The 23,948-nt window shown below is 41.9% G+C and carries 17 protein-coding genes and 1 tRNA gene; 14 read left to right on the top strand and 4 right to left on the bottom strand.

Translation table 11 applies throughout. From position 1 onward, the window contains the following. Positions 1–33: 33 nt before the first annotated feature. Positions 34–3,327: a SusC/RagA family TonB-linked outer membrane protein gene (locus Q1W14_RS19790; protein ID WP_300704404.1), complete on the top strand. Its 3,294-nt coding sequence runs from the start codon at positions 34–36 to the stop codon at positions 3,325–3,327. A 12-nt stretch (positions 3,328–3,339) separates the two neighbouring features. Next, positions 3,340–4,677, top strand: a complete 1,338-nt coding sequence (locus Q1W14_RS19795) for a RagB/SusD family nutrient uptake outer membrane protein (protein WP_300704405.1) — start codon at positions 3,340–3,342, stop codon at positions 4,675–4,677. Between the two features lie 111 nt (positions 4,678–4,788). Here the strand turns inward: Q1W14_RS19795 and Q1W14_RS19800 are convergent, their stop codons facing one another. Then, positions 4,789–5,217, bottom strand: a complete 429-nt coding sequence (locus Q1W14_RS19800) for an HU family DNA-binding protein (RefSeq protein WP_300704406.1) — start codon at positions 5,215–5,217, stop codon at positions 4,789–4,791. Positions 5,218–5,508: 291 nt separating this feature from the next. On the opposite strand from Q1W14_RS19800, the gene Q1W14_RS19805 reads away from it, so the two are divergent. After that, complete coding sequence (locus Q1W14_RS19805; protein WP_300704407.1) at positions 5,509–6,414, top strand: hypothetical protein; 906 nt, start codon at positions 5,509–5,511, stop codon at positions 6,412–6,414. Positions 6,415–6,485: 71 nt separating this feature from the next. Here Q1W14_RS19805 and Q1W14_RS19810 read toward each other — a convergent pair. Continuing rightward, positions 6,486–6,559, bottom strand: a tRNA-Ala gene (locus tag Q1W14_RS19810). A gap of 103 nt (positions 6,560–6,662) precedes the next feature. Between Q1W14_RS19810 and Q1W14_RS19815 the strand changes: the two genes are divergently transcribed. Genes Q1W14_RS19815 through pulA form a run of 3 tightly spaced genes read left to right on the top strand, consistent with a single transcriptional unit; the run spans position 6,663 to position 9,591 of the window. Continuing rightward, on the top strand, positions 6,663–6,968 hold the full coding sequence (locus Q1W14_RS19815) for a DUF4286 family protein (protein ID WP_300704408.1): 306 nt from the start codon (positions 6,663–6,665) through the stop codon (positions 6,966–6,968). Then, positions 6,965–7,534 carry a crossover junction endodeoxyribonuclease RuvC gene (ruvC, locus tag Q1W14_RS19820; RefSeq protein ID WP_013548562.1) on the top strand — a complete coding sequence of 190 codons (570 nt, stop codon included), beginning with the start codon at positions 6,965–6,967 and terminating at the stop codon, positions 7,532–7,534. Before Q1W14_RS19815 ends, ruvC begins: the two co-directional genes overlap by 4 nt. A 59-nt stretch (positions 7,535–7,593) precedes the next feature. Next, entirely contained in the window at positions 7,594–9,591 is a 1,998-nt protein-coding gene (gene pulA / locus Q1W14_RS19825) for a type I pullulanase (protein ID WP_300704409.1), read from the top strand. A 115-nt stretch (positions 9,592–9,706) separates the two neighbouring features. On the opposite strand, the gene Q1W14_RS19830 is transcribed toward pulA, so the two are convergent. Continuing rightward, the gene (locus Q1W14_RS19830; RefSeq protein WP_300704410.1) at positions 9,707–9,946 is read right to left on the bottom strand and encodes a hypothetical protein; all 240 of its coding nucleotides are present in this window, start codon (positions 9,944–9,946) and stop codon (positions 9,707–9,709) included. A 108-nt stretch (positions 9,947–10,054) separates the two neighbouring features. Here Q1W14_RS19830 and Q1W14_RS19835 point away from each other — a divergent pair, with 108 nt between their 5' ends. Beyond that, positions 10,055–11,512 carry an ATP-binding cassette domain-containing protein gene (locus tag Q1W14_RS19835; RefSeq protein WP_300704411.1) on the top strand — a complete coding sequence of 486 codons (1,458 nt, stop codon included), beginning with the start codon at positions 10,055–10,057 and terminating at the stop codon, positions 11,510–11,512. Positions 11,513–11,540: 28 nt separating this feature from the next. Here Q1W14_RS19835 and Q1W14_RS19840 read toward each other — a convergent pair whose 3' ends face one another. Further along, positions 11,541–12,113 carry an RNA polymerase sigma-70 factor gene (locus tag Q1W14_RS19840; RefSeq protein ID WP_300704412.1) on the bottom strand — a complete coding sequence of 191 codons (573 nt, stop codon included), beginning with the start codon at positions 12,111–12,113 and terminating at the stop codon, positions 11,541–11,543. A gap of 148 nt (positions 12,114–12,261) precedes the next feature. On the opposite strand from Q1W14_RS19840, the gene Q1W14_RS19845 reads away from it, so the two are divergent. From Q1W14_RS19845 to Q1W14_RS19875, 7 genes are all read left to right on the top strand, one after another. Further along, the gene (locus tag Q1W14_RS19845) at positions 12,262–13,215 is read left to right on the top strand and encodes a FecR family protein (protein WP_300704413.1); all 954 of its coding nucleotides are present in this window, start codon (positions 12,262–12,264) and stop codon (positions 13,213–13,215) included. Between the two features lie 60 nt (positions 13,216–13,275). Beyond that, a complete protein-coding gene (locus tag Q1W14_RS19850; RefSeq protein WP_300704414.1) occupies positions 13,276–16,716 on the top strand; it encodes a TonB-dependent receptor in 3,441 nt (1,146 codons plus the stop codon). A 19-nt stretch (positions 16,717–16,735) separates the two neighbouring features. Next, on the top strand, positions 16,736–18,574 hold the full coding sequence (locus tag Q1W14_RS19855; protein WP_300704415.1) for a RagB/SusD family nutrient uptake outer membrane protein: 1,839 nt from the start codon (positions 16,736–16,738) through the stop codon (positions 18,572–18,574). Between the two features lie 148 nt (positions 18,575–18,722). Further along, complete coding sequence (locus Q1W14_RS19860) at positions 18,723–20,513, top strand: right-handed parallel beta-helix repeat-containing protein (RefSeq protein WP_300704416.1); 1,791 nt, start codon at positions 18,723–18,725, stop codon at positions 20,511–20,513. A 94-nt stretch (positions 20,514–20,607) separates the two neighbouring features. Continuing rightward, positions 20,608–21,264 carry a fructose-6-phosphate aldolase gene (gene fsa, locus Q1W14_RS19865; RefSeq protein WP_300704417.1) on the top strand — a complete coding sequence of 219 codons (657 nt, stop codon included), beginning with the start codon at positions 20,608–20,610 and terminating at the stop codon, positions 21,262–21,264. 110 nt (positions 21,265–21,374) lie between these two features. Then, entirely contained in the window at positions 21,375–23,270 is a 1,896-nt protein-coding gene (locus Q1W14_RS19870; RefSeq protein WP_300704418.1) for an LTA synthase family protein, read from the top strand. Positions 23,271–23,273: 3 nt separating this feature from the next. Continuing rightward, entirely contained in the window at positions 23,274–23,945 is a 672-nt protein-coding gene (locus Q1W14_RS19875; protein WP_300704419.1) for a phosphatase PAP2 family protein, read from the top strand. The last annotated feature ends 3 nt before the right edge of the window (positions 23,946–23,948 follow it).

Genomic DNA, 23,948 nt, shown 5'->3' on the forward strand with positions numbered 1-23,948 from the left:
TCATTAGAGTATTAATTTTATTTATTGTAACGCATGGAAAAACGCTTATTAATCGTTTTGCTATGCCTGGTGGGTGCTTTATCTTCTGTTTTTGCAGCAGATAGGAAAGTGCAGGGCGTAGTAATATCTTCAGAGGACAACCTTCCCCTTATCGGAGCATCCGTTTATATAACGACGGAGGATCTGAAGAAGGCAGGAAGTACTCAATCTACGATTGGTGTCATCACCGATGTAGACGGTAAGTTCTCTATATCAGTACCCTCGGGAGTAACCCGTCTCTTTTGCAGTTATGTGGGCTATGAAGTGCAGGAATTGAAGCTTGTTCCGGGCAAAGATCAATATGAAATAACTCTTCATATTTCTTCACAGATGTTGGATGCGGTAGTTGTAACCGGTTATCAAACGGTGGAACGCCGTAAATTGACGGCAGCTGTATCGAAACTGGATATCTCGGACGAAACAATTGGTGCAGTGAAAAGCATCGATCAGGCACTGGCCGGACAAGTAGCGGGTCTTTCTGTCAGCAATGCTTCGGGTGCACCGGGCTCTGCTGCAAGGATACGTATTCGTGGTACAGCTTCATTGAACGGTACGCAAGACCCTTTGTGGGTATTGGACGGTATTCCTTTGGAAGGAACTGATATCCCTAAAGTTGAGGAGATGAATGATATAGAGAATGTTCGTCAGTCGTCTATTGCCGGTCTTAATCCTGCTGATATTGAGAATATCACTGTGTTGAAAGATGCCGCAGCCACTGCCATCTACGGTGCACGTGCCGCTAACGGTGTTATTGTGATTACGACGAAGAAAGGTAAAGTGGGAAAGCCTGTTATCAACTTCTCTTCCCGATTCACCTATACACCTACATTGAGCACGAAACGCTTGAACTTGTTGAACTCCGGTGAGAAGGTAGATTTAGAGTTGGATATGATTCGCAATAACTATTCACCAGATAATAAGAAGGGTGGTGTATATAATATCCTTTCCAAATACAATGAAGTGGGCATCTTCCAGAAAGATGGATGGGGCGCATTGAGTTCAGGTACACAGGCTGATATTAATCGCTTGAAGACCATTAATACCGATTGGAGTGATGTGCTGTTCCGTGATGCTTTCAATCAGGAATACAACTTGAACCTTTCGGGTGGTACAGAGAAAGTGACCTACTATACATCTTTCGGTTACTCCAAAGAGAACGGTAACGTAGAAGGCGTAGGCATGGATCGTTTCAACCTTGTGGGCAAGACATCTTATAAGGTGAACCGCATGTTGAAGTTCGGCGTATCCTTGTTTGCCAATCGTCGCAAGAACACCTCTTATCTGACGGATAAATATGGAATGGCCAATCCGATGTACTATTCTCGTTTGGCCAATCCTTATTTTGAGTTGTATGACAAGGATGGTAATTACAATTACGATTATGACATCCAGAATAATACCGATACCGACCTTGGCTTCAACATTATGGAGGAGCGTAATAATGCTACCAACGAGAGCGTCGTAAACTCCTTCTCATCTATTTTTGATGCCGAATTACGCTTTAACGACAAATTGAAACTGACTTCTCAGTTTGGCTACCAGATGGACAAGACTTCTAAGGAGGAGATTGCCGACTGGAATAGCTATACCATGCGCGGCTATTACAAGCTGAGCGAATATACTGTGGGTGGCGTAAAGAAGAACTTCCTGCCTGTAGGTGGTGTGCAGAAATCATACGAAAACAGTAACTCGCAGATCACTTGGAAAGCAATGGGGGAGTATCGCGACAGCTTCAAAGACATACATGAACTGGAAGTGATGGTCGGTACCGAGTTGCGCAAGACCTGGTACGAAACACTTTTCTCCGCCGGATATGGCTTTGACCGCAAGACACTGACCACTAAACCGGTTATATTCCCTAACGAGAGCTATGCCAATACATGGCCTTTACACTCTACTACTTATAAGGAGAATGCATATGCGTCTTTCTTCTCTACTGCTTCTTATTCGTTGCTCAATCGCTATACGATAGGTGGAAGTATTCGTTTTGATGGTTCCGACCTCTTCGGGGTAGACAAGAAGTACCGTTATCTGCCTCTTTATTCAGTCAGTGCGTTGTGGCGTCTGTCCGAAGAACCGTTTATGAAACAAGCCAAGTGGATAGATAACTTGGTATTCCGTGCTTCTTACGGTTTGCAAGGAAACATTGACAAGAATACATCTCCTTTCCTTCTGGGTACTTATAAGGTAGAAAGTATCCTTCCGGGATATTTCGAAGATATGATTAATATCAACTCTGCTCCTAATCAGAAACTGCGTTGGGAAAAGACGCAATCGGTAAATACCGGCTTTGACTTTTCTGTATTTAACTCTGCCATCAACCTGAGCGTAGATTATTACTATCGAAAAGGTACCGACTTGATCGGTCTTCATATGCTTCCCCTTGAGTCCGGCTTTACCTCGATGACCGTAAACTGGGCGAGCATGGAAAACAAAGGTGTGGAAATAGCTCTTACTACCCGTAATATCACAACGAAGAATTTCTCTTGGTATACTACCCTTAACTTTGCTTATAATGGTAATAAGGTATTGCGTGAAACTATTCCCGAAGTTCAGAATACTCCCAGTCGGGAAGGGTATTCAGTAGGTGCAATCTTTGCACTGAAAACGGCTGGTGTAGATAAAGAAACCGGAAACATGATGTTCTACAATCCGAAAGGTGAGAAAGTGACTCTGAAGGAACTTTATCGCCTGGTGGACGAGTGGGGTATAGGTATTGCATCGTCCGACGTAACACCTGCCGAAGAGAGAACCTTCTACTCGTATGTAGGTACTACGGATGCTCCTTATACAGGTGGTTTTATCAATACCTTTACTTATAAGAATTGGGAACTGAGTGCTAACTTCTCCCTCACCATGGGCGGACACGTACGTACACGTCCCACCTACGATCTGATTCAGCCTGATTATGGTAAGAACTACAATCACGATGTGCTGAACCGTTGGACACCAGGTAATAAGGATGCTATATTCCCTGCATTCATGTCGGCTAGTGCCAATCCGGAAGAATATTATTGGTACAATAGCAAACCCATCTGGCGTGACCTTGACATTTGGGTGAAGAAGCTCAACTACGTGCGTTTGCAAAACTTGCGCTTAGGTTATCGCATTCCTGAAGTGCTCACCAAACGTCTGGGTATGAATGGGGCAACTGTATCTATTGAAGGACGTAATCTGTGTGTATTCGGTTCGGGATACGATAACTATTTGGATCCTGAGTCAATGGGGAATCCTTATGCAGCTCCCGTGCCTAAATCTTTGATATTCAGTTTAAGTTTGAACTTCTAAAAACGAGAGACAATGAAAAGAATATTAAGTTTGATGATAATAGGCTGTACGCTTCTGCTTACAGCATGCGATAACTACCTCGATATTCAGCCTACTGGTAGTGTCATCCCTAGTTCACTGGCTGAATACAGGGCGTTGATTGCTCGCTCGTATAAGACTGCAAGCGGCATGAGTGATCGGGGCATGGCCTGTCTTCGTTCGGATGAAATGCAAGTTCGAAATGAAGAATTCGACCAGAACGCTTACAAGGATATAGAATGTTGGAATGACTTGGAGGCTAATCCAAGCACTCTCTCATTCGGGTGGGAAAAGTATTACCAAGTACTTTTTATTTCCACGCAAATCATCGATAATAAAGGAGATATAAAAGATGGTAACCAGATAGACATTGACCAACTGGTGGGCGAAGCTTATTTGCTGCGTGCTTATATGCACTTCTTGCTGGTCAACCTTTACGGTCAACCTTATACCAAACCGGATGCACTCGAAACCAAGTCCATCCCCTTGAAACTAGACACAGACTTAGAGAAGCTTTTGAAGCGTAACACTGTGTTTGAAGTTTATACTTCCATACAGTTAGATCTTGATGAAGCACGCAAACTGATTACCACTTCCGAGTGGGAGGCAGGATATTCCTATCGTTTTAATACCACATCGGTTGATGCCTTTCAATCCCGTCTATCCCTTTACAAGGGTGAATGGCAGGATGCATTGACTGCTGCCAAAGCTGCACTTGCCAAGAAGTCTACGCTTGAGAATTTTAACGATGCTTCTGCCAATCTGCCTAATCTCTTCCAATCGGTAGAGAACATTACTGCACTCGAAATGCCTTTGAGTAATTCGGTCAATAATGCATCATTGGCTACTCCTTCTTTCTTGGCACTATACACCGATGGCGACCTTCGTCCTGACAAGTATTTTGCCAAGTCCGATGCCAACGGTTTCCGTAAGAGTCAAAAGGGTGGTAATAACAACTACTTGTGTACCTTCCGTACAGGTGAACTCTATCTGAATGCTGCTGAGGCTGCTGCTCAGTCCGATCTTCTGCCTGAAGCTCGTACACACTTACTGAACTTGATGGAGAAACGCTATACACCGGAGGCATATACAGAGAAAGTTACCGCAGTCAATGCCATGAGCAAAGAAGCATTAATCAGCGAAATCCTTAACGAGCGTGCCCGTGAACTAGCTTTCGAAGGTCACCGTTGGTTCGATCTTCGCCGTACAACCCGTCCTCGTTTGACGAAAGTACTGGATGGCAAAACCTTTGTACTCGAAGAAAACGATGCCCGCTATACACTAACTATTCCTAAGGAAGCGATTGAAGCTAATCCGGGACTACTAAATTAATGGTTATCTTACTTCCATGCTTCCACTAATATAATGAAACCCTTTATTCATCGTTGTTAGAGGTATGGTGGTAGCAATATTATTTGAGTGGAAGCAATTCGTTGCTTCCACTCATTTCTTTTTCTTCAACTCCTTCTTCAAATCTTGCACCTGCATGCTGAATAAGTCCAGATGCTTGAAGATGCGTGCCATAAACTCTTTCGATGCCCGGAAGCAGATGCGGGTGATGCGTACTTTATCAGCCGTGCAGTCTTCTATCTGTTCTACCGGTTCACTGGTCATGGCTGGGAAGAAGTTTCCTAATCCTTTAATATTCACAGTGCGCCCGCTTGCCAGAAAATCGGCGATGATATCCGGCAATTGTACCAGTACCGATTGTGCATCGCCTGTCTGCAATGAGCTTCTTTCTGCCAGTCTCTCGGCAATCTCTTTGTTGCTCACTGGTTCGGACTGTACTACTTTCGATGCGGCATAGTAGCGCACCACTTCCTTGTCTCCACTCTTGTCCACCTTTTTGCGGACTGTGTAATTCATTGCCATAGCTTTCTTATTGTTTAACGTAACAGGTATAGGGACTTAGCTTCTTACACATCAGTTCTTAGCCTATTACACATTACGACTGAGTAATCAAAACATCCGGATCTTTTGAGTAAAAAGATGGGGATCTATTGATATAAAACATCCGGGTCTTTTGGGGTAAAAGACCCGGATGTTTTCATGGAAAAGGTCCCGATATTGTGACCTCTCAGAATACGTCTCAAAGGTACTCAGTCCTAGTAAGAAATCCAATAGATATAGGACTTATTTATGCTGAAAGTGAATGTTTGGTAAATGAGACTAGTATCTGTGCAGATAGATAAAGAGCTTTCTGTTTTTTCCGTTCATCCCTTTATTTCCGTCGTTCATACCGTATTTTATGTCGTTCGGAAAGTATTTTTGCATTTTGCTTTCCTCTTTCTTATATTTGTTCATATCTTAAATGTATGCGGTATGCGAGAATATGGAAAGGAACAGGGGAATCAGCTAAGTAGAGCGATTGCTAATAATGAATCCGGAAATAAGCAGTTGAAAAAGTTTGTGGATAATAGGATGGCTGTTTATCATCATAATGACCAACTTGCGCAAATGCGATTAATTAGAAATAATACTATTCAGCGTACAAAATATAAAGTGGCGGAAGATTATGATACCGCTCATATCATTATTAATGAAAATGATTTTAGCGCAGCTAGAAGCAATTCATTTACGTACTTATCTGATTCAATAAGCATAAGGCAAAGAATACAAGAACATCAAAGTTCTTTTGTTCCTAAAACAATTGGAGTAAACAGTACAAAGTTTACAGTTTGTGGTGGTTATGGAGCTATTCATAATTTTATAGTTACAAATAAGTGGAATACTTTGCTTAATAAGAATTATGTAGCTGCCGATGTTCCTGCCAGCGATCATGTAGAAAAGACCTTACTGGATAAATGTGGTGATAATATCTTAGGGGTTAGTACGGCTGTATGTCAGGACAGATGCATTCCTATGATAATGAATGGATATGATGAACGAAAGCCTATTTATACTCATGATACAACCGGTTTTAAGGTATATGGTAAAAATGGAAAATATCCAGTAGGAGACACTGCTTTTAAAACCGTTGAAAGAGATAATTTATGTACAAGAGTTGATCAGTATGGAGAATCAAGTTTAACAGAGCTGGAGCAAATAATATACAATGATTTCACTTGATTCATCCTTCAACGGATCTCTCTCTTATAGATAAATAAAAAATCCTAATCATTGATTAGGATTTTCTTTTGTGGAGCGTATCGGACTCGAACCGATCACCTCGACACTGCCAGTGTCGCGCTCTAGCCAGATGAGCTAACGCCCCGTTGCTAACGTTTGCGGAACTCCCGCATTTTTTGATGGCGCAAATATAATGCATTATTCTGAAATAATTGCTATGTTTGCGAAACAAATTGAAAAAATGCGTTATGCTGATATATAATACAACTTATCATGTAGAAGAAGGACAGGAAAAATACTTCTTGGTGTGGATGCAGGAATATTATCTTCCTGAAGTAGCGAAGAACGGAACATTGACTGCTCCGCGCATTGCCCGTATCTTGAGTCACATTGAAGAAGGTAGTATCTGTTTTTCCGTGCAGTTTGAAGTAGAAGACTCTGCTAAGCTGCATCGCTGGCATCAGGAACAAGGAGTGAAGCTGAACGAGGAATTGCTGAAAACTTTTAAAGACAAAGCTATTGGCTTTCCTACATTGATGGAGGTAATAGAGTGATACATCCGGTAAAGGAAAAAATCATTTTGGGCATTGACCCCGGTACTACCATTATGGGCTATGGAATTCTCCGCATAGTGGGGACAAAGCCTGAAATGATAGCAATGGGCATTATTGACCTCCGTAAGTTTGGCAACCATTATCTGAAGTTGCGCCATATTCACGAACGGGTGTTGAGCATTATTGAAAGCTACTTGCCGGACGAACTTGCTATTGAAGCCCCATTTTTCGGGAAGAATGTACAATCCATGCTGAAGTTGGGGCGTGCACAAGGAGTAGCTATGGCAGTTGCTTTAAGCAGAGACATTCCTATTACCGAATATGCTCCCCTGAAAATAAAGATGGCGATTACCGGAAATGGTCAGGCGTCCAAAGAACAGGTGGCCGACATGCTACAGCGCATGCTTCGTTTTCCTAAAGAAGATATGCCGACCTTTATGGATGCCACCGATGGGCTTGCCGCCGCTTATTGCCATTATCTGCAAATGGGACGCCCTGCTGTAGAAAAAGGCTATCACGGCTGGAAGGACTTCATTGCTAAAAATCCGGATAAGGTGAAGAAATGATAAGATAAGAAGATGATAACATTAAATCTGAATTATATTTAATACTTAAAAATAGTATCATGAAATTGAATGAACTTGCCATTATTGGAGTTGCTGCGACAACAGTCGTAAGTTGTGCTCCTGCGAAGAAAGAATACACTTCGTATGAACTTTATCCCGTTCGTTCGGGCAGCTTGACGGAAATGGAATATACTCCTGCCGTTACACAATTTTCCTTGTGGTCACCTACAGCCGATGAAGTTCGTTTGATGTTGTTCGACGCAGGAGACGGCGGGCATGCATACGAAACTGTAAGTATGGAGCCGTCGGAAGATGGAACCTGGAAAGCTAAAGTCGAGAAAGACTTGAAAGGTAAATTCTACACATTCAATGTGAAGATCAATGATAAATGGTTGGGAGATACTCCGGGTATCAATGCCAAAGCCGTAGGCGTGAATGGTAAGCGGGCAGCAATTCTTGATATGAAGTCCACCGATCCTGAAGGTTGGGCAAACGACAAGCGCCCCGCATTGGCTTCTCCGGCAGATGTTATCATCTACGAGATGCATCATCGTGATTTCTCTATCGACCCCTCATCGGGTATTAAGAATAAAGGTAAATTCCTGGCACTTACCGAGCAAGGTACAGTGAGCCTTGATAATTTATCTACGGGCATCGATCACCTGAAAGAGTTGGGCGTAACTCATGTTCATATTCTTCCTTCGTACGATTACGCTTCGGTGGATGAAACGAAACTCGATGAGAATAAATATAACTGGGGATATGATCCGCAGAATTATAATGTGCCCGATGGCTCGTACTCTACCGATCCTTATAAACCGGAAGTTCGTATCCGTGAGTTCAAGCAGATGGTGCAGGCTTTGCATAAGGCAGGTATCCGTGTCGTATTGGATGTAGTGTACAATCATACTTTCAACACAGCAGATAGCAACTTCGAACGTACCGTTCCCGGTTACTTCTATCGTCAGAAACCGGATGGCACTTATGCTGATGGTTCGGCTTGTGGTAATGAAACAGCCAGCAACCGTGCTATGATGCGCAAATACATGGTAGAGTCCGTACAGCATTGGATTAACGAATATCATATCGACGGCTTCCGTTTCGACTTGATGGGTATTCATGATATCGAAACGATGAACGAAATTCGCAAGGCTGCAACGGCTATCGATCCTACTATCTTTATATATGGTGAAGGTTGGGCAGCTCAGGCTCCGCAGATGTCACAAGACTCTTTGGCAATGAAAGCCAATACATATAAAATGCCGGGTATCGCTGCTTTCTCCGATGAAATGCGTGATGCCTTGCGTGGTCCGTTTAATGACAATCATCAGGGTGCTTTCCTTGCAGGACTTCCCGGTGGAGAGGCAAGTATCAAGTTTGGTATTGTAGGAGCTATCAAGCATCCGCAAGTTGACAATGATTCGGTAAATTATAGCAAGGCTCCATGGGCTGAACAACCCACGCAGATGATCAGTTACGTATCTTGCCATGACGATATGTGCTTGGTAGACAGACTGAAATCAAGTATTCCGGGCATTACTCCCGAAGAATTGTCTAAACTGGACAAACTGGCACAAACGGCTGTCTTTACTTCACAAGGTATACCGTTTATCTATGCCGGCGAAGAAGTGATGCGTGATAAGAAAGGCGTACACAACAGCTTCGAGAGCCCCGATTCTATCAATGCCATAAACTGGAAAGGCAAGATGGAACATGCCGATGTCTTTGCTTATTATAAAGGTTTGATACAGCTTCGTAAGAATCATCCCGCTTTCCGTATGGGTAATGCCGACTTAGTACGTAAACATCTCGAATTCCTGCCCGTTGAGGGTAGCAATGTGGTGGCCTACCGACTGAAGGATCGTGCCAATGGCGATACATGGAATGACATCATCGTAGTACTGAACTCTCGCAAGCAACCTGCCAAACTGACGGTGCCCGAAGGCAAGTATACCGTTGTTTGCAAGGATGGTTTCATCAATGAACAGGGCTTGGGAACGGTGTATGGAGGCGAAATAATGGTTCCTGCTCAATCTGCTTTGATTATGTATAATTGATGAAGAATGGAAGGAGGAAAACTCATCCATGCAGCAAGATGCGGAGAGCGAACATTGACTTTATGCACCGTCATGAGAAGTCTCTCCGCCAATCAGACGAACCATTGAATATAAATTATGAGGTGGAATCAAGGAAAGAAAGGCTGAGAAATATTTCATTGAAGGCTACCTTTATTATATTCCAAATCAGTGTTTTTCTGATGATGATTTGTTCCGTCTTTCTTTGCATTGTAGGAATAGTTGCTTTCTTTACGCAAACAGATTTGCTACATTTGTTGCGCAACTTCTTGTTTGTCGGCGTAATGGGTACTTTGGTGGTGATTTGTGGAATAGCCTTCATTGGTCTTTGTCCCATAACATGGGCTATGATAATAGATTCCTTTAAGAATTGCTTCAGAAATAAAAGATGATTCTCTATTTTTAGGTTATCTTTGCACCATCGACTATATAAAATAGATTTGAAATGGCGCAACAACATACTATTCACATAGCGGGGGGCGTAGTACGCAACCCGCTTGTTCGTTTATCCCAACATGTAACACTCGACTTCCTGGATGGTGAACACATTGCCGTTGTAGGCCCTAATGGAGCTGGTAAAAGTCTGTTAGTGGATATGCTGACAGGTAAATATCCTCTGAAGGAAGGAGAATTGACTTATGATTTTTCACCTTCGACTACTCAAACTGTTTACGATAATATCAAGTATATCGCTTTTCGTGATACATACGGTTCTGCCGATGCCAACTATTATTATCAGCAACGTTGGAATGCACACGATCAGGAGGACGCTCCTTTGGTAAGCGAGATGTTGGGAGAAGTGAAAGACGATGCACTGAAACAACTGCTTTTTGAACTCTTTCGTATTGAGCCGATGCTCGACAAGAAAATCATTCTCCTTTCCAGTGGCGAGCTACGTAAATTTCAGCTGACAAAGACTTTGCTCACTGCTCCTCGCATTCTTATTATGGATAATCCTTTCATCGGGCTGGATGCTCCGACCCGTGAACTCCTGTTTAATCTGCTAGAACAGCTTACCCGCCTGGGTACATTGCAAATTGTTTTAGTGCTTTCCATGCTGGATGATATCCCTTCGTTCATTACTCACGTAGTGCCCGTCAATGAGATGAAGGTGGGTGGGAAGATGGAACGTGAAGCGTATATCGAAGCATTCCGTGCACAAGATGTAGTGGTCCCAATGGACGAATTGCAGCAACGCATCCTCGACTTGCCATACGATAACAATAACTATACTTCGGATGAAGTGGTAAAGTTGAATAAGGTTAGCATTCGCTATGATGACCGTACCATCTTGAAGGAACTGGACTGGACAGTAATGCGCGGTGAAAAGTGGGCATTGAGCGGAGAGAACGGTGCGGGAAAATCCACTTTACTCAGTCTGGTGTGTGCAGATAATCCTCAGTCGTATGCTTGCGATATCAGTTTGTTTGGTAGAAAACGTGGAACAGGTGAAAGTATTTGGGAGATTAAGAAGCATATCGGTTACGTCAGTCCCGAAATGCACCGTGCCTATTTGAAAAACCTACCAGCTATAGAAATCGTTGCCTCAGGATTACATGATAGTATCGGGTTGTATAAACGTCCCAAAGAAGAGCAAATGGCTGTCTGCGAGTGGTGGATGGATGCCTTCGGTATTGCTGCCTTGAAAGATAAACCTTTTCTGCAATTATCCAGCGGCGAACAACGCCTGGCATTATTGGCACGAGCTTTTGTCAAAGACCCCGAATTGTTGATTCTCGACGAACCCCTGCACGGGCTTGATACTTACAATCGCCGTCGGGTGAAGAAGATAATCGAAGCCTTCTGCCGCCGTCGGGACAAAACGATGATAATGGTGACACATTATGAAAACGAGTTGCCAGGCACCATTACCGACCGCTTGTTTTTGAAACGTAATCGTTAATAGGCATCGGTATATCTCATTCTTTCTGTTATTCTAAAGGAGGTTTTATTCCCAGTACGATAGTAAAGAACAGATAGAGTTCTATTCTGCTTCTCAAAAACTTCAATGTATCTGAAATATGATGTTCTACCACTTTCTCTGATATCGAAAGCAATTCTGCTATTTCTTTATAAGTAAGATGCTGTTCGCGGCTAAGCCGGAATACCTCCTGAGCGCGTGGAGGTAATTGTGTGATGAGGAACCTGACATACTCAAGAAGATCCGAAGCCTCTAATTCTTCCTCAATACTATATGACTCTTCGACAGCTTCTACCAATGTCATTTTGTAGAAATCTTCATTGAAAGATTTGCGAAACTTGTTGAAGATAATATTACGAGTCATGATGAATAGTAAACCCTCGAAATTCTTATTCTCATCAATAAAGGTACGTACATCCCATAGCTTGACGAATACTTCATGTACTATTTCTTCAGCATCTGCGGTTGAGGTAATATAGAGACGTGTAAAATCGTAAACTTTAGTCCACAAGCTTCTATAGAGATACTCGAAAGCCGATTCATCCCCATCTTTTAACTTATGTATCGCTACTTCTTCTAGCATATTTATTCTCTATATTGGTCGCAAAAATAAGACAAATAACCATAAAGTACAACTTTGCACAAAAGTTATTGATTATAAAAAAAAGATTAGGTTTGAGGGGGGGACATCTTTTATCTGCGTGTATTTATTGTATAAGCGCAGATAAAAGATGAAAATATTAAATGAGAAACTGATAAATCTGGTAGAAAAATGCTTTCGTAATGAATCTACTGAAGAAGATAGGAGAATACTGTCTGAAGCAGAAGAAGTACAGCATTGCATGGAAAAGCAGTGGCGTCAGGGTGGAACTATAATAGATAAGAATAGAGAGGAGCGCATTTGGAACAAAGTTCAGAGAAGTTGTAAGCAAACTTCCAACTTTAATACCCGGAGGACTTTTTACTGGAAATGGGCAGCAGCTAGTGTTATTATCCTGCTTATGTTGGGAGGTACCTTGCTGTTGAACAATGAAGGAGGTGATAAACCAATGGAATATAATGAGGTTTATGCCGATGGATGTCGTACGCTACTATTGCCGGATAGTAGTAAAGTGTGGCTTCAATCGGGAAGCACGTTATGCTATGCTCGTAACTTTGACCACCAACGTGATGTACACTTGAAGGGGGATGCTATTTTTGAAGTAAATCGACAAGAGGAGAATCCGTTTCGCGTATATATTGATGAAGCATTTGTTGAGGTAAAAGGAACCGTGTTTCGTGTGAATAGCGATGAAGATTATAGTGAAGTGACTTTATTCAGCGGACACATTGATTTGCATGCTCAGACCACTAAACAAGTTGTTTCGATGGTGCCTAACCAACGTGCATTCATTGATCACAATAATAATGTAACATTGAAAACAATAGACTGCTTAAAGTGGGAAGACGGTCGATATGTATTTAATGAGTTACAATTGGACTCATTGCTGAGAGTTATTAATGATATATATGGCATACATGTCGTACTGGATAAGGGCATTTCTCCTCTCAGCCAGTTTAGCGGAAGTATTTATTTTGACGATATACCTTTGACCGTCATCCGGAAAATATGTTATAACCTGAATCTGGAATATCACGCAAATGAAAAGGAAGTAGTAATCTACAAACCTCAGAATAACAAATAATCTATAGAAATTATAAACCGAGAATTATTAATATTAAGTCTAATTTAAACTATTAAAAACATGAGAAAATGTTTTAGTATTGTTAGGGAGCGACTGACAGCTGTCTTTATTCTTCTTGTCTTGTCTTTTGCTCCGACATTGGCCTCTACAGCGCAGAGTGATATTACGTTGAGAGGTAAATCTATATCGGCTAAAGAAGCTATCCAACTAATTCAGAAGAATAGCGGATATACTTTCTTTTATAAAAAGAGCGACTTGGACAGAGTTCCCCAACGAAACATTGATTGTACCGGCAATATCGAAGAGGTACTTGCCGCTGTATTTGGAGGAGTTTTGGAATACCAGATTAAAGGCAAAGAAGTTATTCTACGTTCTAATCCCGAACCAAAAGTTGCCGAAACCAAAACAGTGAAGCAACAAGCGAACAATGTCACCATTAAAGGTATGGTGAAAGATAAAACGGGTGAATCTTTGATTGGCGCTTCTGTTGTAGAGAAAGGTGCTACTGGTAACGGAGTAGTAACCGATATGGATGGTCGATTCACGTTGACTGTACCGGTAGGATCTCAGATTGAGATTAGCTACATTGGATACCTAAGCCAAACACATACAATAAAAGCAGGTGTGACACATTATGATATTACACTTGTAGAAGATAACCAGACACTCGCCGAAGTAGTTGTAGTGGGTTATGGTACTCAGAAGAAAGTTAACTTGACCGGTTCTGTTTCATCTGTAAGCACAGATGAAATCAAAGATCGTGTACAGTCCAACGTTCTTGCTGCAGTGCAGGGAACCGTACCAGGGGTAACCATTATTTCACGGCCGGGTAGTACACCGAGTATTAACTTCCGTGGGCGTGGTAACCTTGGGTCTTCTTCACCACTTTTTGTTATTGATGGAGCTATTGCTGACGCCACATTTTTTTCTAACCTTGATCCCAACAGTATCGAATCTATCTCATTCTTAAAAGACGCAGCTTCATCCGCAATTTATGGCTCACGTGCAGCTTATGGTGTAGTTCTGGTAAAGACGAAGGGCGGTAAGGCCGAAAAGATGAATGTATCTTATAGCGGTCTGGTAGGTATGAAGATGCCTACTTACCTGCCCGACGTACTTGATTCTTGGGATTATGCCAGTTTGCTGAACGAAGCCCGATACAACAACAAACCCGATGGTGGTAAAACCCAAGCATATACAGAAGAAGAAATCGGATGGTTCAGAGATGGAAGTAAGCCCGATCTTTATCCGAACACTGATTGGGCAGATCTCGTACTCGACAAGCATATTCTTACTACTCAACATTCGCTTACTTTTAGTGGCGGTAGTGACAAGGTTCGTTTTTTTAGCAACGTAGGTTACTTGTTCGATGATAACTTTTCGCCTGGTGTCAGTAGCGATCGCTATAACTTTAGTGTGAATGTACAGAGTGATATAACCAAATGGTTGACCTTGAAAACGGATGTTAAATATATACGTAATACATCTGATACAAAGAATGGACAGGCTTGGTTTGGTAACTTTGTTATGGTTCCTTCTATCATGGTAGCACAGCACTCTAATGGGGAGTGGGGTAGCATTGCCGGCGGTAAAGATGCTACGCAAACTTTTATGAACAGTAACCCACTGCGTGCTCTCAGCTATGCAAACTGGGGCAAGAGCTCAACTGAAAATACCATTTATGATTTGGGCTTTGACATAAAGCCAGTCAAGAATCTGGTGGTTTCAGGGCAGTTGGATTATAAGAGATATGAATATAAATCTAAAAGTTATACTGCTGATCATCCTGGTATCAAACATTTTAACACTGGATTGGAAATACCCGGTACGGCAAGTTCAAATCCTAATGAAATGTCAATGAACTGGCAGACTACCAGTAATTTGATGACTACTTTAACTGCAAGATACGATTTGACTATTGGTGATCATGCCTTGAATCTGCTGGCAGGTACTTCATATGAGCATTATAACTTCGAGCGTCTGTATGCAAAACGTAATGATTTTGTAAGTGATGGATTGCAGGATATTGAGCAAGGTAATAATCTATCCAAAGACTTCCCTGATGGCAGCCATATTTTGGAAAGCAAGATGCTCTCTTACTTTGGACGTATCAACTACTCCTTCATGGATCGCTATCTGCTGGAAGCCAACTTGCGCGCTGATGCTTCTTCACGTTTCCACAAGGATAACCGTTGGGGCATATTTCCTTCTTTCTCTGCCGGCTGGCGCATCAGCGAAGAAGAATTCATGGAGTCCGTCGACTGGATTTCAAACTTGAAGTTGAGAGCTTCTTACGGTACTTTGGGTAATATCAATAACGTGGGCTACTACGATTACTTCCAGCTATTGAGCAGTTCTTCCGACTATAATTTCAGTGACGTTCCAGTGAAAGGTATTCTCGAAGCACAAATACCTAATAAATCTCTATCTTGGGAAACAGTAGCTCTGACTGACATTGGTTTTGACGTTGATCTATTCAATAACAAATTGAGCGTAACGGCTGATTATTATATCAAGAATACAAGTGACATCCTTTTGGGATATAATGTGCCGAGAGAAACTGGTATATGGACAACTCCTTCTATGAACTTGGCAAAAGTGCGCAATAAAGGTTTTGAGTTAGCTGTAACACATCGCAATCAGATTGGTGATTTCTCTTATTCTGTCAGTGCAAACATTGCTACCAATAATAATAAGATTATAGATTTGGCAGGTTCCGACAACATGATTCAGAGTGGTGGTGACCTGATACGTTATATCTTGAAAGAAGGAGAGTCTATCGGCGCATATTATGGATTAAAGACAGATGGATTATACTCTCAGGAAGATATTGATGCCGGACATTACTATATTTACGGACGTCATCCCAAAGCCGGTGACATAAAATATATTCCTCAAAGAGAAGGTGCGAAGTATTATAGTGACCTTACTGAAGAACAGAAAAAAGCTGGTGATACCTCGCAAGCCTCCATCAACGATGACGACCGTACCATTATCGGTAAGGATGTGCCCGATTTTACTTATGGTTTAAACATCAGTCTACAATACAAGAACTTTGAATTGTCAGTCTTTGGACAAGGTACAGGCGGTACAGATGTTGCGTTTGAATCGGAACAAGTATTCGGCTTTATGCTGAATTCTAACCCCAGAAAGTTCCATTTGCAACGCTGGACGGAAGATAATCCTAATCGTTATGCACCGGTTCCCCGTTTGTACGGTGGTGTTTCCAATGATGAGTACAATAAGAAATTCTCTGAATATGAGTTGTTCGATGCCGATTATTTCCGTATCAAGACTATCAGTTTGGGTTATATGGTTCCTGCTAATATCGTAAAATCCTGGGGACTTTCTTCTCTGAAATTCTTCTTGACCGGTGAGAACCTGCTTACGTTCCGTGCAGACAAAATTATGAAAGACTTCGATCCGGAAGCTGCATCCGGTCGTGGAGTTGGTGCTTTTGGTACCAAGTCTGTAGCGTTTGGAGTTAATCTGTCATTCTAATATTATAAAAGCAAAAGTTATGAAACTTAAATTCAAATATATTACATTTTCGGCACTGTTGTGCGTGTCGGTGAGTTCTTGTGATTTGGATGTTATTCCTCCTTCTGACATTGCCACCGAAACTTTTTGGAAGACTGATAAGGATGCTTGGGCTGCTTTAAATGGTTTGTATGCCGAGCTATCCGGTATGGATATCTGGGATGAAATGTGTACTGACAATGCCCATAGCCATAAGCCTTGGGAAGGTCCGTATGAATTGGTACAAACCAATGGCATAACTGCTGGTGATGATAACTGGAACTACAGCTACAGTACTATACGCGTTGCCAATACATTTATACTTAATGTAGACCAGTGCGACATGGACGAGAAGCTGAAAGAACGTATGAAAGCCGAAGCCCGATTCTTCCGTGCATGGAGATATCTGGAACTGACTCTCAAGTTTGGTAAAGCATATATCTTTACCGATGTGCCCGATTACAATGTACCTAATGTACCGCGTGACCCGGTAGAAAAAGTACGTGAGTTTATATTAACCGAACTCAAGCAGATTGCCGATATTCTGCCTGACAGTTACGATGACAGCGAATTCAATGAAGCAAGCCGAATCACACGTGCTGCTGCCTTGTCGCTGCGTGCGCGTGCCGCTCTTTATTTTGGCAACTATGCAGAGGCGGAAGCTTCGGCAAATCTGGTTATCTCCGAAGGGCATCATTCACTTTTTCGCGTAACAGCACTCAATGCAGCTCAAACCAAGGAAGCAGCCGAGATGGATAAATACATTGATTTCGACCATTTAGCATCGTTGGGTGTGACAAAAGAAAAGTTTATGCTGGGTTTATTCAGTTATGAAACATTGTGGCATAAAGAAAATGCCAGTCCTACCAATCCCGAGTACATCTTGACACGTGAGTACATGGCAGATGATAATAACAATGACTGGACACGCTACACTTACATTCGTCCTAGCCAAATGGGTTCCGGTTATTCTTCTTTCGAGCCGATGCAGGATTTGATCGACGCTTATTGGGATATTGATGGTAAGACTGTTCGCCCGAAGATCACGGAAGAGAATAGACGTGCTATGTATTCAGATATGTGGATGAAATATTTTACGACTACCGGTAAAGATAAAGATGGAAGAACAACTTATGCATCTATATCTCCTAGCACCTTCAGGGCTAAAGTGCCTGAACTTGAGTTGAAATCGATTCCTTATATGAACGAATTCCTTAATCGTGACAGCCGCTTGTATGCATCTATTTTGTTCCCACTGAAAGGTTGGCAAGAAACTGATTTCACGGGTGACTTCTATTATATGTGGGATCCTTTTAAGGTAGGAGATGACGGTAATGAATCTTGGACAGGTTATAGCTATCGTAAATTAGTATCTCTGACGGCTTACCAAGGGTGGGCTAGTGTAGAAGATTATCCGCTTCTCCGTTATGCCGAGGTATTGCTGACTTTTGCTGAAGCCCGTGTCATGAATAAAGGATGGGACGATGAAGCGAGAAAAGCAATAAACGATTTGCGTGACCGTTGTGGTATGCCCGATGCACCCGTCAGCCTGAGTAAAGACGCTGCATTAGAGCTTGTTCGTAACGAACGCCGCATTGAACTTGCTGCTGAAGGGCATCGTTTTGACGACATTCGTCGTTACGGAGTGGAATATTGCCGCGAAGTAATGAATGGAGAGAGTACTGCACCTTGTGGTGGTTTTGATGTGAAGGAGCAGAAGTGGAACAAGTATGTTGTTATTGATAAAACTTGGGGTGATCGTCTCTTATTGATGCCTATCCCAACCGGTGCTATGGATGTGAATCCTCTGTTGAAGGATGACCAAAATCCGGGATATTAATGGGAATGCTTAGAGTAAAAACTTTATAGTTTGATATTTTAGTAACGGGATATATCGGAGAATTCAGGTATATCCCGTATCTTTATCAAGGAAAATACATTGTTTCTCACGGATTCTTATATATACTAATTAAAAACATTGATTGGAAATGAAACTTCTCGTTAAAACGCTATTGGTCATTCTGTTATTGAGTACAGTGGCTATTATGAATGCCCAAAATTTGAAAGTATATGATATGTCCTCATTCGGACTGAAACCAGATACAAAAAAGAATGCTTCTCCAGTATTGCAGAAAGCTCTTCAAAAGATTAAATCAGAGTATAAAGAAGGGGACAGTGTTGTGATACGCTTCGCCGAAGGGCAGTATAACTTCTATGAAAAAGGAGCTGCTATTCGTGAGTATTACATCTCTAACCACGATCAGGACAATCCTAAAAAAGTAGGCATTGCGTTGGAAGGAATGAAAAACTTGTCTTTAGATGGTAACGGTGCACAATTTATATTTCATGGGCGTATGCTTCCGGTTTCTTTGTTGCATTCTACAAATTGTAGCTTGAGGAATTTTAGTATCGATTTTACTACACCCCACATCGCTCAGATAAAAATAGTGGAAAGCAATCCGGAGACTGGGATAACCTTTGAACCTGCTCCATGGGTGAATTATCGCATAACCAAGGATTCTATTTTCGAAACATACGGTGAAGGATGGGATGTACGCCCTAGCTGGGGAGTTGTCTTTGATGGCGAAACCAGACATTTGGTCTATAATACCGGTGATCTTAGTTGTAAAACGAAAGGTGCTTACGAAGTTTCTCCACGTCGCATTAATGTTCCATTATGGAAAGAGAAGAGTCTCAAACCCGGTATGTTCTTCATTATGCGTGGATGGGGACGTCCCACTCCGGGTATATTCCTTTCGCATGACTTGAACACAATGATCGATAACGTGAAGGTACATTATGCCGAGGGAATGGGCTTGTTAGCTCAATTCAGCGAGAATATTACTCTTGAGAAATTTGGGGTATGTTTGAAGGGCGACGATGATCCCCGTTATTTCACTACGCAGGCGGATGCCACCCACTTCTCCGGATGTAAAGGTAAGATTATTTCTTGTAACGGACTCTACGAAGGTATGATGGATGATGCCATCAATGTACACGGTACTTATCTGAAAGTCGTGAAACGTGTAGATGACCATACTTTGGTAGGAAGATATATGCACGACCAGGCATGGGGCTTTGAATGGGGATGTCCGGACGATGAGGTACAATTTGTACGTTCGCAGACCATGGAGTTAGTAAGCAACCCTAATTATATTACATCTATCCGTCCTTATGATAAAGATCAGATTGATGGTGCCCGTGAATACTGCATCACCTTTAAAGAACCTTTAGATGCAGCGATTAACGAAAGTGAAGGTTTCGGCATTGAAAACCTTACATGGACTCCCGAAGTTCTGTTTGCGGACAATATAATTCGCAATAATCGTGCACGGGGAGCATTATTCAGTACTCCACGTAAAACGGTAGTCGAGAATAACCTGTTCGACCATACCTCCGGTACGGCAATTCTTTTGTGCGGCGATTGCAATGGGTGGTTTGAAACAGGTGCTTGCCGTGACGTAACTATCCGCAATAATCGCTTTATAAATGCGTTGACCAGCCTTTACCAATTTACCGAAGCAGTCATTTCTATTTATCCTGAAATCCCTGATTTAGCCGGACAGCAGAAATATTTCCATGGTGGTAAAGATGGAGGTATTGTGATCGAAAACAATGAGTTTGATACATTCGACTCGCCCATAGTGTATGCTAAGTCGGTAGATGGATTACTATTCCGTGGCAACATCATAAAGAAAAATTCCGAATTTGTTCCTTTCCACTCTAACAAGAGCCGGTTTATCCTGAAGCGTGTTACCAATGTGAACCTCGAAGAATAAAAGTAGAGTTGGTTACAATATCTATTTCTTTAGGGAACTATTCTGAGATATAAATCGTTATATTTATACAGTAACTGTTTAAACTATTTATACCATGAAGTTTTTTATTGATACAGCCAATTTAGATCAAATTCGGGAAGCATACGATATGGGTGTACTCGACGGTGTCACTACCAATCCTTCGCTTATGGCGAAAGAAGGTATCAAAGGTGTTGAAAACCAGCGTAAGCATTATGTAGAAATCTGCAACATTGTGCAGGGAGATGTTAGTGCTGAAGTCATTGCTACGGATTATGAAGGCATGATTAAAGAAGGCGAAGAACTGGCTGCTTTGAATCCTCATATTGTAGTGAAGGTGCCTTGTATTGCCGACGGCATTAAAGCGATTAAATATTTTTCGGGAAAAGGTATCCGTACGAATTGTACTTTAGTTTTCTCCGTAGGTCAGGCATTGCTTGCCGCTAAGGCGGGTGCTACTTACGTTTCTCCATTTGTGGGACGACTTGATGACATCTGCGAAAATGGGGTGGCTTTGGTAGGGCAAATTGTGGAAATGTACCATTATTATGGCTACTCCACTCAGGTGCTTGCAGCGTCTATACGCAATACAGCGCACATTATACAGTGTATAGAAGTTGGTGCCGATGTAGCTACCTGCCCGCTTTCAGCCATCAAAGGTTTACTTAATCACCCGTTGACGGATGCCGGTTTGCAGAGATTCCTGGAAGACTACAAACGTGTAAACGGATAACCTAAAAATCCTATAAGCCTATCTTTCATTGCATTTATTGACTTATTTTGGTGAGAATTAGAATAAAAACATCTATTTTTGTGCTTTGTATAATATAAGATAAGGCACCAATGAAAGAAAGGGTTATAGGGTTAGTCAAAACTTACTGTTTGCTTGTTTGCATTTTTGTAATTCAGAAGCCGTTGTTTATGCTGTATTACCAGTCGCAATATACGGATGTTTCTTGTGTGGACTGGCTTAGTGTTATTTGGCACGGATTGCCTTTAGACTTATCTTTAGCCGGTTATCTGACAGCTATTCCCGGTTTTCTTTTCATCGTATCTGCATGGTCGCTTTCTAAAACCCTTCATCGCATTTGGTGCATTTACTTCCTTTTCGTTTCTGTTTTGCTCGCTATTATATTCACTGTTGATTTAGGATTGTATGAATATTGGGGTTTCCGCCTGGATGCTACGCCTTTATTTTATTTCTTTTCTTCTCCTAAGGATGCAATTGCCAGTGTCAGCATTTGGATGGTGTTGGCAGGAATTGTAGCGATGGTTATATACGCAGCAATACTTTATAACATCTTTAAGGCGGTGTTATTAAGAAAAAAACAACTCTTGCAGATGAAGTTGCCTTACCGTAGGTTAAGAGTATCCGGAGTCTTATTATTGTTGACGGGGTTGCTCTTTATTCCGATTCGCGGAGGATTTACAGTTTCTACTATGAATGTGGGCAAAGTATATTTCAGTCCAAACCAGAAGTTGAACCATGCAGCCATTAATCCGGCATTCAGTTTGATGGAATCTCTATCCAAACAAAAGGATTTTGGCAGTCAATATCGTTTTATGGAAGCTTCGGAAGCCGATCAGATTTTTAAAGGCTTGATTGATCCGGCTGTTTCGGGAGAGTCTGTTTTAGTGGCTGATTCTTTACGTCAATCTGCTGATTCTCTACATACTTTGTTTTGTACCAAACGTCCTGACGTGCTTTTTGTAATTTTAGAAAGTTTCTCTTCCAAACTGATGACTAGCTTGGGCGGAGAACCCAATATTGCCGTTAACCTGGATAGTTTAAGTAAGGAAGGTGTTCTTTTTACAAACTTCTATGCCAACAGTTTCCGTACAGACCGTGGTTTGGTAGCAATCCTGAGCGGGTATCCGGCACAGCCTACCACGAGTATAATGAAATATCCCCGTAAGACACAATCCATTCCGGCTATTGCGGGTAGTTTGAAGAAAGAGGGCTATGCCACTAAGTATTATTATGGCGGTGATGCGGACTTTACCAATATGCGTTCTTACCTGATCTCTTCGGGCTTCGAGAATATCATTTCTGATGAGGATTTTTCCGTATCAGAACGACTAAGCAAGTGGGGAGCACATGATGAACTGGTTTTTAAACGTCTATTGGAAGATTTGAAAACAGAGTCTATTGAGAATAAAGAAAAGAATGCGCCTCATTTCCGTGTATTGCAGACGTCCAGTAGCCACGAACCGTTTGAAGTTCCTTATCATCGTTTGGATAATAACCGCTTGAATGCTTTTGCTTATACAGATAGTTGTGTGGGTGACTTTGTGAAGCAGTTCCGTAAATTGCCACAGTGGAAGAATACAGTTATTGTTTTTGTTCCCGATCATTTGGGAGCATATCCCGAACAGATTAGTAATTTGGATGTGGAACGTTATCAGATACCTCTTCTGATGGTAGGAGGGGCTATCCGGAATCCGAGAAAAGTTGATGTTTACGGTTCCCAGCAGGATATTGCGGCTACATTATTGTCGCAATTGGCAATCCCCCATAATGAATTTATATTCAGCAAAGATATGCTTAACCCCAGTTCACCTCACTTCGCATTCTTCACGGTACCCGATGCTTTCGGAATGGTAACGGCGGACAATCAAGTGATTTTTAATTGCCAGGCTGACGCTGTGGCTGTAGACGAAGGTACGGCGAAAGGTAAGAACCTTCCATTGGGTAAAGCATATTTGCAGAAACTATATGATGACTTAGCAAAACGATAATTTATGATATTACTTATGGATGCCCTGCAAGGGTTAATTGATGTGGATACCAATATATTCCTATCCATCAACCGGATGCATAATACCTTTTTCGATTACTTTATGAATGCGTATAGTGGGAAGTGGGAATGGGTCCCGATGTATGCCGCCCTTCTATACGTGATGTTACGCAATTTCTCGTGGAAAGTAACATTAATGTGTGCAATAGGTGTTGCTCTGACTATTACTTTTGCCGATCAGGTATGTGCTACTTTGATACGTCCATACGTAGAGCGTATGCGTCCTTCCAATCTGAATAATCCCCTTTCGGAGATGGTGCATATTGTGAATAACCACAGGGGAGGAAAGTATGGTTTTCCTTCTTGTCATGCGGCGAATACTTTCGGTTTGGCATTTTATATATTCTTTGTATTCCGCCAGAAGTGGCTTACGTTCTACATGATGGCGTGGGCTTTTCTAACTTGCTATTCCCGAGTATATCTGGGCGTGCATTATCCGGGAGATCTGTTAGTAGGAACTATTATTGGTGCAATAGGCGCTTACTTGATGTATCGCCTGTTTATCATGATAAGCAAATATAAGCGAACCAAGCAGATGAAGCATATCCATGCACCCATATTGATAGGGGTGTTGACTATAATAGGGATGCTGGTATATGCAGCTATAAGTTTCTAGCCG

The sequence above is a fragment of the Bacteroides sp. genome, assembly GCF_030151085.1.
Taxonomy (GTDB): Bacteria; Bacteroidota; Bacteroidia; order Bacteroidales; family Bacteroidaceae; genus Bacteroides.

What these genes read in the sequence shown, in the direction of transcription:
- Q1W14_RS19790 (WP_300704404.1), top strand. Translation starts at nt 34, where the DNA reads ATGGAAAAACGCTTATTAATCGTTTTGCTATGCCTGGTGGGTGCTTTA.
- Q1W14_RS19795 (WP_300704405.1), top strand. Translation starts at nt 3,340, where the DNA reads ATGAAAAGAATATTAAGTTTGATGATAATAGGCTGTACGCTTCTGCTT.
- Q1W14_RS19800 (WP_300704406.1), bottom strand. Translation starts at nt 5,217, where the DNA reads ATGGCAATGAATTACACAGTCCGCAAAAAGGTGGACAAGAGTGGAGAC.
- Q1W14_RS19805 (WP_300704407.1), top strand. Translation starts at nt 5,509, where the DNA reads ATGAGACTAGTATCTGTGCAGATAGATAAAGAGCTTTCTGTTTTTTCC.
- Q1W14_RS19815 (WP_300704408.1), top strand. Translation starts at nt 6,663, where the DNA reads ATGCTGATATATAATACAACTTATCATGTAGAAGAAGGACAGGAAAAA.
- pulA (WP_300704409.1), top strand. Translation starts at nt 7,594, where the DNA reads ATGAAATTGAATGAACTTGCCATTATTGGAGTTGCTGCGACAACAGTC.
- Q1W14_RS19830 (WP_300704410.1), bottom strand. Translation starts at nt 9,946, where the DNA reads ATGGGACAAAGACCAATGAAGGCTATTCCACAAATCACCACCAAAGTA.
- Q1W14_RS19835 (WP_300704411.1), top strand. Translation starts at nt 10,055, where the DNA reads ATGGCGCAACAACATACTATTCACATAGCGGGGGGCGTAGTACGCAAC.
- Q1W14_RS19840 (WP_300704412.1), bottom strand. Translation starts at nt 12,113, where the DNA reads ATGCTAGAAGAAGTAGCGATACATAAGTTAAAAGATGGGGATGAATCG.
- Q1W14_RS19845 (WP_300704413.1), top strand. Translation starts at nt 12,262, where the DNA reads ATGAAAATATTAAATGAGAAACTGATAAATCTGGTAGAAAAATGCTTT.
- Q1W14_RS19850 (WP_300704414.1), top strand. Translation starts at nt 13,276, where the DNA reads ATGAGAAAATGTTTTAGTATTGTTAGGGAGCGACTGACAGCTGTCTTT.
- Q1W14_RS19855 (WP_300704415.1), top strand. Translation starts at nt 16,736, where the DNA reads ATGAAACTTAAATTCAAATATATTACATTTTCGGCACTGTTGTGCGTG.
- Q1W14_RS19860 (WP_300704416.1), top strand. Translation starts at nt 18,723, where the DNA reads ATGAAACTTCTCGTTAAAACGCTATTGGTCATTCTGTTATTGAGTACA.
- fsa (WP_300704417.1), top strand. Translation starts at nt 20,608, where the DNA reads ATGAAGTTTTTTATTGATACAGCCAATTTAGATCAAATTCGGGAAGCA.
- Q1W14_RS19870 (WP_300704418.1), top strand. Translation starts at nt 21,375, where the DNA reads ATGAAAGAAAGGGTTATAGGGTTAGTCAAAACTTACTGTTTGCTTGTT.
- Q1W14_RS19875 (WP_300704419.1), top strand. Translation starts at nt 23,274, where the DNA reads ATGATATTACTTATGGATGCCCTGCAAGGGTTAATTGATGTGGATACC.